The organism is Micromonospora sp. DT229 (genome assembly GCF_049844505.1).
Lineage (GTDB): Bacteria > Actinomycetota > Actinomycetes > Mycobacteriales > Micromonosporaceae > Micromonospora.
This window is the reverse complement of record NZ_JBNCLD010000005.1, coordinates 58,994-72,051: the sequence shown is the minus strand read 5'-3', so window position 1 is coordinate 72,051 and position 13,058 is coordinate 58,994. Positions and strand designations below refer to the sequence as shown.

Below are 13,058 nucleotides of genomic sequence, written 5' to 3'. Positions count from 1 at the left end.
CCTGATCACCTTCGCCGTCATCCTGCTCATCGGCGTCGCCATGGCCTACATGGGCGGTGTCCGATGAACCCTCAACCCACCACCACCGGCACCCGCATCGAAGGTGTCGTCCTGGTCCTCATCCTCCTCGTCGTCGCCGGATTCGCCGGTGCCGCCTCCTTCACCCACGTCAAAGACTGGACTCTGGCCAACTCCCCGGCCGGAACGGGCGAGTGGTTCGGCTGGGCCAACGCCGTCATCTCCGAACTCGTCCCCATCGCCTGCCTGCTGACCATCCGGCGTCGTCGCCGGGCCGGTGCTCCGATCGGCTATCCGCTGTTCCTCCTGGTCGCCGCCGCGAGCCTGTCTCTGGCCGCACAGTTGGCGGTCGCCAAGCCGGGCGTCTCTGGCTGGCTCCTGTCCGCCGTCCCCGCCCTGGCCTTCATGGCCCTGGTGAAACTCGTCCTCGCCCCCGCTAAGGGCACCAACGCGCCACCGGTAGAGCCGATCGAACCTATCCACGTCCAGGCCGCCGAGCAGGTCAGCACCGAAGCACCTGCCGCGATCACCGCACTCGAACCCACCCAGGCCGGCGACCCGGTAGTCAAGCCGGTCTCGGCTCCGGAGCCTGTCACCACGCCGACCGTCGAACCGGTCGACGTCCCCGCTCATCTGCTGCCGATGGCCCGGTTCTCGGCCGTGCAGCACGAACAGGCCACCGGACGGCCCATCACCGCCGACGAGCTGGCCGACCGACTCGACATCGCCCCGGCCGTCGCCGGGCAACTCCTGACCACCCTGACCGGTGGTGCCCGATGACCATCTACCTCGTCGACATCGAACACCTCACCCACACCTGCCCCGGAGTCCCGAAGCCACACCCCTACGACACCCGCCGGACCGTCATCGACGTCATCCCCGGCGGACCCTGCCGCACCCCGGTCACCATCCGCTGCGGCAACACCACCGCCGTCATTCCCTGTCACCGGCACGAGCCGGCCAAGCGCCAGTGCGGCACCTGCCGAATCATCGTGCGCGAACGCACCATCACCACCCGCCCCCACACCATCGGGGATGCGGCTTGATGGCGTCGACGCTGGACCTCACACCCCGCGCTTCGGCCCGGGGTGTGGGCTCGAACGCCGACACCACCCCCGTGTACGACTACACCGCCGCCGGGTCCGCCTTCATCCGCTCCACCCGTCCGGACTACTTCGGCTGGCTGGAACACGTCCGGGCCGCCGCCGGCTGCACCCGACCGATCCGTCTCGCCGGCCAACTCCTCACCGTCGAGCAGTCCACGGGCCGTGTGCTCGATGCCCGGCACACCGACAGAATGCCCGACGCGGCTATCTACACCGCCTGCGGCAACCGCCGCGCTACCGTCTGCCCGTCCTGCGCTCACACCTACCAACGCGACGCCTTCCAACTCCTGCGCGCGGGCCTCGTCGGCGGCAAGGGCGTGCCGGAGACGGTCGCGCAGCATCCGGCGGTGTTCGCCACCTTCACCGCACCCTCCTTCGGCACCGTCCACAGCCGCGTGATCCGCAAACACACCTGCGGCAACCGCCGTCGTTGTGACTGCCGGGCCGAACCCTGCCACGCCCGCCGCGACGCCGGCCTATGCGAGCACGGACAGCCGGCCGTCTGCTGGGCCAGGCACGAACCCGGTGACGCGGTGCTCGGCCAGCCGCTGTGCCTGGACTGCTACGACCACGACCACCAGGTCGTGTTCAACTTGTTCTCCGGTGAACTGTGGCACCGCACCAAACAAGCCGCGGAACGATGGCTGGCCAAACTCGCCCGCCGCCGAGGTGTTCCCCGCGTCGAGGTCGTCACCGCCTCCGGCACCATCCGCAAGGTTCCCCCGGTCCGACTCTCGCCCGGCAAGGTCGCCGAACTCCAGGCGCGGGGAGCGGTCCACTTCCACGCCATCGCCCGACTCGACGGCATCCACCCCACCGACCCGGCCGCCGTCATCCCACCCCCGCCCGGCTTCACCACCACCGACCTCGTCGACGCGCTCCGCCACGCCGCCGCACAGATCGCCTTCCACACCCCGCCCCATCCCGACCGGCCCGAGGGCTGGCCGATCTCGTGGGGCGAACAGGTCGACGTCAGGCCGATCACCACCGATGGTGCCGGTGAGGTCACCGATGGCATGGTCGCCGGCTACCTTGCCAAATACGCCACCAAAAGCACCGAGGCCACCGGGCACACCTCCACCCGCCTCACCGCCGATTCGATCGGCGACTACGCCGACCCCGACGGCGACCACACCGCCCGCCTCATCGACGCCTGCTGGCGCATCGGCCGACCCACCCACACACCCGTACCGCTAGCCGAGCGGCCCCGCGACCCTCGACCCCGACCCGGCTTCATACCCGCGTGGGAGTGCCCCGACTGCGGCACCCACACCCGCTACGCCGCCTGCCCCGTCTGCGTCGCCGAACGTCAAGCCGCCCTTGACACCGAACCGGCAAAACCCGCCACCGGCAACCCGTACGCCCGGCTACGCCGATGGGCTCACATGCTCGGCTTCGGCGGCCACTTCCTCACCAAAGGCCGCCGCTACTCGGTCACCTTCCAACTGCTGCGCGACACCCGCGTCAGCTACCGGCGGCACGAGCATCACGACCAGGCCGACGAACACCCCGGCACGCTGCGCGCCGTCGACCACCACGACGACGACACGACCCTGATCGTCGGCACCCTCACCTTCGCCGGCGTCGGCTGGCACACCACCGGAGACGCCCTCCTCGCCGCCACCGCCGCCGCAATGGCCCGCGAGCGAAACAGCGCCGGACGCGAAGAACTCGCCCACGAATCTGGCACGAACCCAGACGGCCTGGTCCTGGCCGCGTAGCAGATGAGAAGGAGGAACAACCTTGGCTAGACGAGACGCAGCCACCGAGGAGCTGTGGTCAATCGAGGAGGTGTCAGCCTTCCTACGGGTACCGGTCGGCACGCTCTACCAGTGGCGGTATCGGCGTACCGGCCCTCGCGCGTTCAAGGTCGGCCGTCACCTACGGTACGACCCGGCTGATGTGCGGTCCTGGCTGACCGGGCAGGCGGCCTGATGGGAAGCGTTGAGAAGCGGGTCCGTGACGGCAAGGTGACCTACCTGGCCCGGTGGCGCGATGACGCCCGACGGCAGCGCAAGCGGTCGTTCACCCGCAAGGTCGATGCTGACCGTTTCCTCGCCCAGGTGGAAGCCGACATCTTGCGCGGCCAGTACGTCGACCCGTCCGACAAGACGACGGTCGTCGAGTACGCCCGTCGTTGGGCCGCTGGCCGCGCGCACCGTCCCACCACCGCTCGGCGTGTCGCCAGTCTGATCGAGACGCACCTTGCCGCAACGCCGCTGGGTTCTCGACGCCTGGCGGCGGTCGTGCCCTCCGAGGTACAGGCGTGGGCGGCCGACCGGGCGAAGGTGCTGGCTCCGTCGACTCTGCGCAACCTCGTCGGTCTGCTGCGCTCGATCTACGCGGCGGCGGTCCTCGATCGGCTCGTGGGCCGCTCCCCCGTGGTCCGGGTCAGCCTGCCGTCAGCGCACCGCAAGCGGATTGTGCCGCTCACCGTTGACCAGGTGCGCGCGCTCGCGGACGCGATGCCCGCCCGCAACCGGGCCATGGTCATCACACAGGCTGGCTTGGGGCTGCGTCTCGGAGAGCTGCTCGCGCTACGCGTTGAGGACATCGATTTCACCGCACGCCTGGTCCGGATCGAATGGCAGTTCGCGCCGCAGTCCAAGGTGCGAACGGAACCCAAGACGCCCCGGTCCCGCCGTACGGTGCCGCTGCCCCAGGTCGTCGCAGATGCCCTCCGCACGCACTGTGCGGATTACCCGCCCGCCGATGACGGGACGGTCTTCACGACCCGCTTCGCCGGGCCGTACCGGCACGACTACTACGGCTCACTGATCTTCGGCGCGGCGGTCCGCAAGGCCGGGCTACCGGAGAGCACCACGAGTCACGACCTTCGGCACCACTACGCCTCGGTACTGCTGATGCAGGGCGAGTCGGTCATCGTGGTTGCCGAACGGTTGGGGCACGAGAACGCCGCCCTGGTCCTGTCGACGTACGGGCACCTCATGCCGGACTCGGAGGAGCGCACCCGCCGGGCGGTCGATGACGCGTGGGGATGTGCCCCCGATGTGCCCCACGGCGAAGCTCTAACTCGCTGACCTGGGCGAACGGGCCGGATTCAGACGTTGAAGCGGAACTCCACCACGTCGCCGTCCTGCATGACGTACTCCTTGCCTTCGATGCGAACCTTGCCCGCCGCCTTGGCCGCCGCCATCGAACCGGCCGCGACCAGGTCGTCGTAGGAGACGACCTCGGCCTTGATGAAGCCGCGCTGGAAGTCGGAGTGGATCACCCCGGCGGCCTCCGGGGCGGTCGCCCCGACCGGGACGGTCCAGGCCCGCGCTTCCTTGGGCCCGGCGGTGAGGTACGTCTGGAGGCCGAGGGTGCGGAAGCCGACCCGGACCAACTGGTTCAGGCCCGGCTCGGACTGCCCGATCGACTCCAGCAGCTCGCGGGCCTCCTCCTCGGGCAGGTCCACCAACTCAGACTCGATCTTGGCGTCCATGAAGACCGCTTCGGCCGGGGCCACCAGCGCCCGCAGTTCGTCGAGGAACTCGGCGTTGTTCAGCTCGGCCTCGTCGACGTTGAAGACGTACAGGAACGGCTTGGTGGTGAGCAGGTGCAGCTCACGCAGGTGCTCCAGCTCGATACCGGCGTCCTTGGCGCCCGCGTACAGGGTCGTACCGGCATCGAGGACCTCGACGGCCTGCTTGGCTGCGGCGACCGCGGCGGCCCGGTCCTTGCGGAGCTTGGCTTCCTTCTCCAGCCGGGGCAGCGCCTTCTCCAGGGTCTGGAGGTCGGCCAGGATCAGCTCGGTGTTGATCGTCTCGATGTCGTCGGCCGGGGAGACCTTGCCGTCGACATGCACCACGTTCGGGTCGGAGAAGGCGCGTACCACCTGGCAGATCGCCGAGGCGTCGCGGATGTTGGCCAGGAAGGCGTTGCCGCGCCCCTGCCCCTTGGAGGCACCCCGGACCAGCCCGGCGATGTCGACGAACGACACCGGGGCGGGGATCACCTTCTGCGATCCGAAGATCTCGGCCAGCTTGTGCAGCCGGTCGTCCGGCAGCCCGACCACGCCGACGTTGGGCTCGATGGTGGCGAACGGGTAGTTCGCCGCGAGCACGTCGTTCTTGGTCAGCGCATTGAACAGGGTGCTCTTGCCGACGTTGGGCAGGCCGACGATGCCGATGGTGAGACTCACGACGAGCCAGCTTACGCCGCCGCCCGGCACCCCCGGGCAGCGGTGGGTCAGCTGCGGCGGGTCGGGGCGGCCTGCTGGGGCACCAGGGTGTCGATCCGCAGGGCGCCCGGGGCGAGTTCGGCGGCGGCAGCCAGCGGAAGGGTGAGTCGGGCGGCGGCCCCGGGGTCGGCCTGGTGCGACTCGCGGAGCATCCAGTGCACCTCGTCGGCCGTCCAGCCGAGCCTCGGCCGGCCGGCGATCTCCCGCAGCAGCCGCAGTGCGGCCCGGGTGTCGTCGTCGTAGAAGCGCATGCACCAGTGGTGCACCCACATGCCGAGCGCCCGTACGCCGTCCTCGTCGAGCGAGCGCAGCAGCCGCCCGCAGGCCGTGTCGGCGAAGGCCCGGGCGGGGTCGTCGGCGCGATCCCGATCGATGGCGCCGACCGCTGCCGGCGCGACCGCGCGCATCCGGTCGTAGAAGCGTTGGACCACGACCTCGTCCAGCGGTGGGTGCCTGTACCTAGTCGTCGCCGTCCGACCCGCCACGCTCCCCATCCCCGTACCCCTTCTTGAGATTGGTGGCCGCACGCTACCCACCGCAGCCGACACTTTCTCGCGCCGCCCGTCAACGGGGCCCTTCCTCTAGCACAGGCGTTGACAGGGGCCCTTCCCAACGGATTCCCGGTCCCACAGGTCGAGGTCCGACATGAGTCTGGAGGGGTGGTGTCATGACGGAGATCAGATACACTCCCCTGCGCCCGGCCCCCGCACGGAACAACGGCGGGTGACAGGTCTCCGGGTCCTCATCGAGGTTACGGACGGCTGACACCCTGATGCGCGATACAGCAGCACGGGACCGGTGGTCGCTGATCAACCGCTCCTCAGTTCCCACGAGAGTTCCCGCTAGCCGTACGGAGCCCGACCGTGGTGTGACTGCCTCCAGCCAACTCGCGCGGCGACGGTGGCCGTTGACCGGGCGAGGCCCGGACGTGGAGGCGATCGTCCGGCTGCTGCTCGCCGATGACCAGCACGGGGTGCTGCTCGTCGGCGACACCGGGGTGGGCAAGAGTCGCGTCGCCGAGGCCGTCCTCCACCGCTGTGTCGCCAGCTCGTGCCACGTCGCGCGGGTCACCTGTACGCCGGCGGAGCAGGACCTGCCGTTCGGGGCGGTCCGCCAACTCCTTCCGGGGCCGGACGGGTTGGCGGCAAGTAGCCCGGAGGACGTCGCCGCGGTCCTGCTCAAGCAGGTGGAGGGACGTACGGTCGTCATCGCCGTCGACGATGCGAGCTGGCTGGACGACGCGTCGGCGAAAGTCATCCAGCACCTCGTCGTCCACGCCGGAGCCCGAATGCTGCTGGTCACCCAGCCGACAGCGGTCGGGACACCGTCGATCGAGGCGTTGCGGCGCTGGGGCCGGTGGGCCAGGGTGGACCTCGCCCCGCTGGACCGGCCGCAGACGAAGAAGCTCATCGAGGCGGTCCTGAATGCTCCGGTGGACGGGCTCACCCTGGACGGGCTGTGGCGGATCACCGGCGGCAACCCACTCTTCCTGCGCGAGCTGCTCGCCGGTGCGCTGGACAACGGCGCCCTGACCGTCCGGGAAGGGGTCGTGACCTGGCATGACAGGCTGGCCGGCGAGGTTCGTCCGAGTGACACGGCGGCCGCGGCGTTGGATGCCCTCTCCCCGGAGGAGTTCGAGGCGCTGCGCTACATCGGCGTTGTCCGTTCCGCCCCACTGGAAGTGATCGAGCGGCTCGTCGCGCTGCCCGTGTTGGAACGACTGGAGGATCACCGGCTCATCCAGCTGGACCGGTCCGCGCGGGTCCCGCTGCTGCGGTTGACCCACCCGCTGCACGCCCATGCCGTGATCGCGCGTACCGGAGCGTTACGGCTCCGGCGGATCCGGGCCGAACTGGCCACGGCGGTGATGGCGTACCGGCCGGAGGATCGGCTGCGCGTGGTGCAGTGGCGGCTCGCCGCCGAGCTGGACGTACCCGACGACGAGGTGCTGGCGGCGGCCGACGAGGCGCTGCACCAGCGCGACGTGGCGGCGGCGGAACAGCTCTCCCGCCAGGTCACTACGCCGGCCGGCACCTGGCGGCTGGGTCGGGTGCTGGTGGCCCGGGGCGAGTACGTCGAGGCCGAGAAGTGGCTCACCGACGCGGCCGGAAGCCTGACCGATCCGGCCCAGCGGGCGAACGTCGCGGCCCTACGGGCAGTCAACCTCTTCTGGGGTTTCCGGGATCCGCAACGGGCCCTTGAGGTCATCGCCGAGGCCAGGGCCGCGTTGCCCGGGGACGACTGCGGTGAGCTGTTGGCCGCCGAGGCGCTCGTGGCGGTCTTCGAAGGCCGGGTCGACACGGCGGGCGAGATGTTGGCCCGCCTGCGGCAGCAGCCACCTGATGATCCGGTCCTGCTCGGCGCGATCGCGCCGGTGCGGTCGCAGTTGCTGCTTTTCGCCGGTCGACCGGCGCAGGCGATCGTGGAGCTGTCCACGGATCAGGCCGGGCTCGCCGGCGTGTGGCCGATGATGCGGGCGATGACCCAGCTCTGCCACGTACAGGCGCTGGTGATGACCGGTGAGGTCGCACAGGCGGCCGAGACGGTGCAGCGTTACTACCACGACGCGGTCGAGCACGGTTCGCCGGCCGGGGTGGGCCTCGTCGCCCTGGCCGGCGGGATCTGCGCCTACTACCAGGGGCAGAGCGAGCAGGCCGCGACCTGGTTGCGGGAGGCCCGCGCGCTGACCGACGACCAACCGGGTTTCCGGTTCCGGGAGACTGTGCTGGCGATCAGCGCCGGTGTCGCCGCGCAGCTCGGCCTCGTCGACGAGGCCCGCGAACTGCTAGCCCGGCTCGACGAGACCGCTGTCGACCCGTCGACGGCCGACTACGGCGCCTTTGGCGAGGTGTGGGCGCTGGTTCTGGCCGGCGATCGCAGCGGCGCCGGGGCGGTCCTACGTCGCCGCGCGGCGGAGGCCCTGGCCATGGGCAACCGGTTGATGGCGACCGAGTTCCTGCATGTCGACATGAGGCTCAACCCGTCCGAGGCCACGGCCACCCGGCTTCAGCGGATCGCGGCGGGCACCGACGGTGAGCTGTACAACCTCCTCGCCGATCACGCCACCGCGCTGGCCCGCCGGAACGTACGCGAGATGAACCGGGTCAGCGCCGCGTTCGAGAAGCTCGGGTACCGCGGGTTCGCGCTGGAGGCCGCCGCCACCGGAACGATGTTCGGTGGCGGCCGGGAGGTCAACGCGCTGGTCCGACGCACCCAACGGTTGCTCGGCGAACATCAGGGCACCTGGCCGGAGTGGCTGCCCGAGCCGAAGACCGCACCGGTGCTGACTCGCCGGGAGCAGCAGATCTGCCAGCTGGCTGCGGGCGGGATGGACACCGCCGCGATCGCGCGATCATTGACGGTGTCCACCCGGACGGTCGAGAACCACCTCCAGCGGGCCTACGGCAAGCTCGGCATCCACCGCCGTACGGAGCTTGCGGCGGCGCTCGCCGAGGACGGCTTCACCGTTCGCTGACCGCCGGATCCCGCTGGTCCTGTTGTTCGCGTACGAGCTGGGCGTAGCGGCCGCCCCGGGCGATCAGGGTGTCGTGGGTGCCCTGCTCGATGATCGCCCCCCGGTCGATGACCACGATGAGGTCCGCGCGCCGGATGGTGGAGAGGCGATGCGCGATCACCACCTGCGTGCAGCCGAGCGCCGTCAGCCCCGCCTCGATCTGCGCCTCGGTCTGCGCGTCCAGACTGGAGGTCGGTTCGTCGAGCAGCAGGACGCTGGGCTGGTGCACCACGGCGCGGGCCAGCGCTATCCGCTGCCGCTGGCCCCCGGAAACCTGTGCGCCGGCCTCACCGACGGTGGTGTGCAGCCCCATCGGCATGGCCTCGATGTCGTCGGTGAGCGCGGCCACCCGTACCGCTGCCCGGACCTGTTCGGGGGTGCAGTGCTGCTTCCCGGTGATGATGTTGTCGGCGATCGTGCCTTCGAACAGGAACGGCTGCTGGGTGACGATCCCCATCTGTTGGCGCAGTCGCCGGCGGTCGAGCAGTTCCAGCGGCACCCCGTCGTACCGGATCTGCCCGGCGGTGGGTTCCAGCAGGCCGAGCAGGAGCCGACCGAGGGTGGTCTTGCCGGAACCGGACGACCCGACGATCGCGACCCGCTGCCCCGGCTCGACGCGCAGGGTGATGTCGCGCAGCACCGGGCGCGCGGGGTGGTAGCCGAAGTACGCGTTGCGCACCTCGATGCCGCCGCGCAGGCCCCCGGGCAACCGCATCTGCCCGGTCGGTGCCGGTGGGGTGTCCATGATGTCGCCGAGGCGTTCCAGGTGCGCGATCGCGGCGTGCAGTTGCTGGACGGTGGTCAGCAGCGACCCCAGCGGGGCCAGCGCGGCACCGGCCAGCGCGGCGAGGGCGAGCAGTTCGCCGAGCTGCGTCGTACTGGGTAGCTGGTAGGCGACGACGAGCAGCAGGCCGACGGTCAGGCCGGTCTGTCCGGCGGTGGTGACCGCCTGCACTCCGGCGAGGTACCGGTCCCGGCGCCGGGCAGCGGCGAGCTCGTGGTCGTGGCGGGTACGCCAACGGGCCACCGTGGCTTCCTCCGCTCCGCAGGCGATCACGGTCTCCACCCCACCGAGGCTCTCCACCAGGGTGTTCTGCGTCATGGCCTGGGCGTTCAGGGACTCGTGCGTGAGCTGGATGCTCGCCCGCCCGGCCAGCAGCGCGATCGACACCTGCACGGCCGCGACGGCGGCGGCGGCGATCGCGATCGGCGGGGCGGCGAACGCGAGCAGCAGCAGGTATCCCAGCCCGGTGAGGCAGTCGATGCCGAAGGCGAGGGAGCGCTCCGTCACCAGGTCGCGCAACGTGGAGGCGGTGGAGAGGCGGCTGAGCAGATCACCGGAGCCACGCTGGTCGAAGAAGCGGAAGGGCAGCGTGAAGGTGTGCTCGACCAGCCGGCGCATCAGACGGGCCGCCACGCCGGTCTGCAACTGGATCAACAGCACCGACCGCAGCCAGCCCACGACAGCGAAGACCAACCACGCGACACCCACCGCTGCGGTGAGCGGCAGCAGCAGCTCGGGCAGGGTCCCGCCGGTCGTCCCGTCCACGACCGTCCGGGTGACCCCCGCGACCAGCAGCGGGAACAGTTGCACCGCGAGGGAGGCGGCGACCAGGGCGGCGATCAGCCGCCAGTCACCGAGCACGCCGGCGAGCAGCCGGGCGGCGGTGCCCCAGGTCGAGCCGGAGCCGCGGGGTAGCTTCCCGGCGGGCTTCCCGCACAGTGCCACACCGCTGTAGTCGGCCTTGAACTCGTCGTGGCTCAGCCGGCGACGGCCCCGGGCCGGGTCCGCGATGCTGACGCCAGCGTCCCGGACGTCCTCGACGACGACGAAATGGTTCTTTCCCCAGTGCGCGATGAACGGCACCGGTAGCCGGGCGACGCTGGCCGCCGGCGCGGCGAAGGCGCGCAGCGGGAGACCGAAGTGACTTCCGGCGGCGATCAGCTCGCGGGCGTTCGCGCCGTCCCGGTCCGACGGGAGGTGTTGGCGTGCCTCGATCACGGTGGTACGCCGCCCGTGAGCGCTCAGCAGCATCGCCAGGCACGCGGCGGCGCAGTCCGTGGCGGACAGTTGCATTCGCAGCGGTACGCGCCGCCGCAGCCGGGTCACAGCCAGTGCCATCGAATCGTCGCCTTGGCACGCTGCTCGGTGAGCCATTCGGTAAGTGCCGCTGCGCCGGCGCGGGCCAGCGCCGCCGGGTCCGTCGCGGCGCTGGCTTCCCGTCGCCACACGCCACCGACGATGACCTGTCCCGCCTCTGTCACCGGCCCGGTCACCTCCCCGGCCGCAAGGGAGCGCAGCGGCGCGGGCAGATCCAGTGCCCAGCGCTGGCCCGTGGTGAGCTGGACCTCCCCGGCAGCTCGGTTCTCCCCGGTGAGTCGGCCGAGCCGGGTGATGAGGTCGGTGGGGGTCTTCACGGTGGCGAGGGCGTCCAGCGCCGCCGCGTCGGCGGCCTGCACCCAGATCGCGTCGACCCGGTCGAAGTCGCTCAGGTGGGTCCGCAGGTGGTCGGCCGCGTGCTCGGCGACGAAATCTCGCCGGAACCGGTCGATGCGGGCGACGAACTCGATGTGGCTGGTGAAGGCGGCCTCGGTGAGACCGACGTCGGCCAGCCATTCGAGGGTGGCGGACCGGCTGTGCAGGCCCCGCGCGCGGCGGAAGGTGTCAGCCGCCGCCGCCAACTCCTCGGCGGTCACCTCTGGCACCTCGTTGTCGTCGAAAACCTCGTCCCACAGGAGGCAGTGATCGACAAGTTGCCGGTGCAGGGTGGGATCGCGCCGGCTGAGGGCCCGGATCGTGAACAGCGCGGAGGGCACCGACAGGGCTCTCTCGTTGACGCTGACCAGCCGGTTGGCAGCGAAGTGGGTGGAGTACTCGATCGCCCAGGGAACGCCGTCCTCGGTCTGACCGGTGAGGGCGACATTCCCGCCGTCAGGGTGGGCGAGCACCAGGTCGTAGCTGACCCGCAGGTCTCCCGGTGGGGCGTCGACGACGAGTTCGGGCCGGCGCTGCGGGTGGGCGGCAGCCCAGTCGGCGACCAGCCGGCGGGCCTCGCGGACCTGGTCACGGTGCCGGGGCAGCCGGCGCAGCAGCGCGGCCGCGCCAGCCAGATCCGCGCCGAAATCGGCGTCCGGCATGGGCACGTCGCCGGCTTGCGCGGTCATCGTCGCTACCGATTGGGTGGTCACAGCGCGGTCTCCTTGGTCACGGGTTCGTTCGCGGTCAGCCAGTCGGTGATCGCGTCGCTGATCGGCAGACCGGTGAGCTTCTCGATCCAGCCCCACTGCCCGTTCACGTTCACTTCGAGGAAGACGTAATCACCCTCGGTGCTCCGGATGAGGTCGATGGCCCCGAAGTTCAGCCCGAGTGCGGAGATGAAGTCCAGGCAGCGCTTGGCCACCTCGTCGGGAAGCTCGACGGCGCGGTACTCGACCGTGTTGTCGTCGTAGCGCCGCCAGTCCTGCGCGGTCAGCCGGGACGACTGCGAATCGATCTCGGCGGCGAAGATCTGGTCGCCCACCACGGTCACCCGCAGCTCGGCGGCCTTGGCGACGTCGGGTTGGAGGATCACCGGCGCGTGCTGGATCCGGTGCCGGCCGGCGAGGTGGCGCCGCTGCACCTTGGTGGTGTAGATGAGGTGCTGCTCGCCATAGACGAAGAAATCCCGGTACGTCAACGCCTTGCTGATGAGTTGCCCGCCGGCGCGGTTCCACGCGGGGATCAGCTCGTCCGGGTCGTTGGTGAAGAGCGTCTGCGGCACGGTGAAGCCGAGTTCGGCGGCCTTGGCGAGGTGGACCAGCTTGTTGTCCGACCGTAGCGCCCGGATGGGCTGGGCCGGCATCCAGCGCGCCGGCAGCAGCTCCCAGAAGCCGTCCCGGAAGCGACGGGCGACCAACTCGGCGTACGCCCGGTAGTCCTCCTCGGTCACCAGGTCGTTGACCTGGATCGGGCTGGGGCGACGGTCCCAGACCGCGGTCACCTCTGCCAGGTCGTACGTCTGGCCGTCGTGTTTGAGGATCTGCCGGCAGCCGTCGCCGTCGATCGCCGCGGTCAGCCGGCTGTGCGCGGGGTACTGGTCCTCGTCCCACCAGAGCACCGGGACTCCGCGCGCTTCCATTTTGAGGCGTACGAGGTCGATGGTGACGGCGTCGTCGGGGCTACTGATGATCAAGATCATGTGGCACTCCAGGGCTACATGGAACGGCGTGGCGCGCGGTCGTCCCCTCACCGGTG

11 protein-coding genes are annotated in these 13,058 nt (G+C 70.6%); 6 read left to right on the top strand and 5 right to left on the bottom strand.

Going from position 1 to position 13,058, the window contains the following annotated elements:
- Window positions 1-63 precede the first annotated feature (63 nt).
- The 5 genes from ACLQ2T_RS09665 to ACLQ2T_RS09645 are packed head-to-tail and all read left to right on the top strand — an operon-like array spanning window position 64 to window position 4,165.
- Window positions 64-798 carry a hypothetical protein gene (locus ACLQ2T_RS09665; protein WP_425765661.1) on the top strand — a complete coding sequence of 245 codons (735 nt, stop codon included), beginning with the start codon at window positions 64-66 and terminating at the stop codon, window positions 796-798.
- Complete coding sequence (locus ACLQ2T_RS09660; protein WP_425765660.1) at window positions 795-1,064, top strand: hypothetical protein; 270 nt, start codon at window positions 795-797, stop codon at window positions 1,062-1,064. The genes ACLQ2T_RS09665 and ACLQ2T_RS09660 overlap by 4 nt, the downstream gene beginning before the upstream one ends.
- The gene (locus ACLQ2T_RS09655) at window positions 1,064-2,845 is read left to right on the top strand and encodes a replication initiator (protein ID WP_425765659.1); all 1,782 of its coding nucleotides are present in this window, start codon (window positions 1,064-1,066) and stop codon (window positions 2,843-2,845) included. The genes ACLQ2T_RS09660 and ACLQ2T_RS09655 overlap by 1 nt, the downstream gene beginning before the upstream one ends.
- A 22-nt stretch (window positions 2,846-2,867) precedes the next feature.
- Window positions 2,868-3,059, top strand: a complete 192-nt coding sequence (locus tag ACLQ2T_RS09650) for a helix-turn-helix transcriptional regulator (protein WP_425765658.1) — start codon at window positions 2,868-2,870, stop codon at window positions 3,057-3,059.
- A gap of 35 nt (window positions 3,060-3,094) precedes the next feature.
- Window positions 3,095-4,165, top strand: coding sequence for a tyrosine-type recombinase/integrase (locus ACLQ2T_RS09645; RefSeq protein WP_425765657.1), 1,071 nt, complete (start codon window positions 3,095-3,097; stop codon window positions 4,163-4,165).
- Window positions 4,166-4,185: 20 nt separating this feature from the next.
- On the opposite strand, the gene ychF is transcribed toward ACLQ2T_RS09645, so the two are convergent.
- Together ychF and ACLQ2T_RS09635 are read right to left on the bottom strand one after the other, a co-directional pair.
- Complete coding sequence (gene ychF, locus ACLQ2T_RS09640) at window positions 4,186-5,271, bottom strand: redox-regulated ATPase YchF (protein WP_425765656.1); 1,086 nt, start codon at window positions 5,269-5,271, stop codon at window positions 4,186-4,188.
- Between the two features lie 47 nt (window positions 5,272-5,318).
- The gene (locus ACLQ2T_RS09635) at window positions 5,319-5,804 is read right to left on the bottom strand and encodes a hypothetical protein (RefSeq protein WP_425765655.1); all 486 of its coding nucleotides are present in this window, start codon (window positions 5,802-5,804) and stop codon (window positions 5,319-5,321) included.
- Window positions 5,805-6,178: 374 nt separating this feature from the next.
- On the opposite strand from ACLQ2T_RS09635, the gene ACLQ2T_RS09630 reads away from it, so the two are divergent.
- Window positions 6,179-8,785, top strand: a complete 2,607-nt coding sequence (locus tag ACLQ2T_RS09630; RefSeq protein WP_425765654.1) for a LuxR C-terminal-related transcriptional regulator — start codon at window positions 6,179-6,181, stop codon at window positions 8,783-8,785.
- Here ACLQ2T_RS09630 and ACLQ2T_RS09625 read toward each other — a convergent pair.
- Genes ACLQ2T_RS09625 through ACLQ2T_RS09615 form a run of 3 tightly spaced genes read right to left on the bottom strand, consistent with a single transcriptional unit; the run spans window position 8,772 to window position 13,002 of the window.
- Window positions 8,772-10,946, bottom strand: a complete 2,175-nt coding sequence (locus ACLQ2T_RS09625) for a peptidase domain-containing ABC transporter (RefSeq protein WP_425765653.1) — start codon at window positions 10,944-10,946, stop codon at window positions 8,772-8,774. The two genes, ACLQ2T_RS09630 and ACLQ2T_RS09625, sit on opposite strands and share 14 nt — an antisense overlap.
- On the bottom strand, window positions 10,931-12,013 hold the full coding sequence (locus ACLQ2T_RS09620; protein ID WP_425765652.1) for a TIGR04500 family putative peptide maturation system protein: 1,083 nt from the start codon (window positions 12,011-12,013) through the stop codon (window positions 10,931-10,933). Before ACLQ2T_RS09620 ends, ACLQ2T_RS09625 begins: the two co-directional genes overlap by 16 nt.
- On the bottom strand, window positions 12,010-13,002 hold the full coding sequence (locus ACLQ2T_RS09615; RefSeq protein ID WP_425765651.1) for an MvdC/MvdD family ATP grasp protein: 993 nt from the start codon (window positions 13,000-13,002) through the stop codon (window positions 12,010-12,012). Before ACLQ2T_RS09615 ends, ACLQ2T_RS09620 begins: the two co-directional genes overlap by 4 nt.
- Between the last annotated feature and the right edge of the window lie 56 nt (window positions 13,003-13,058).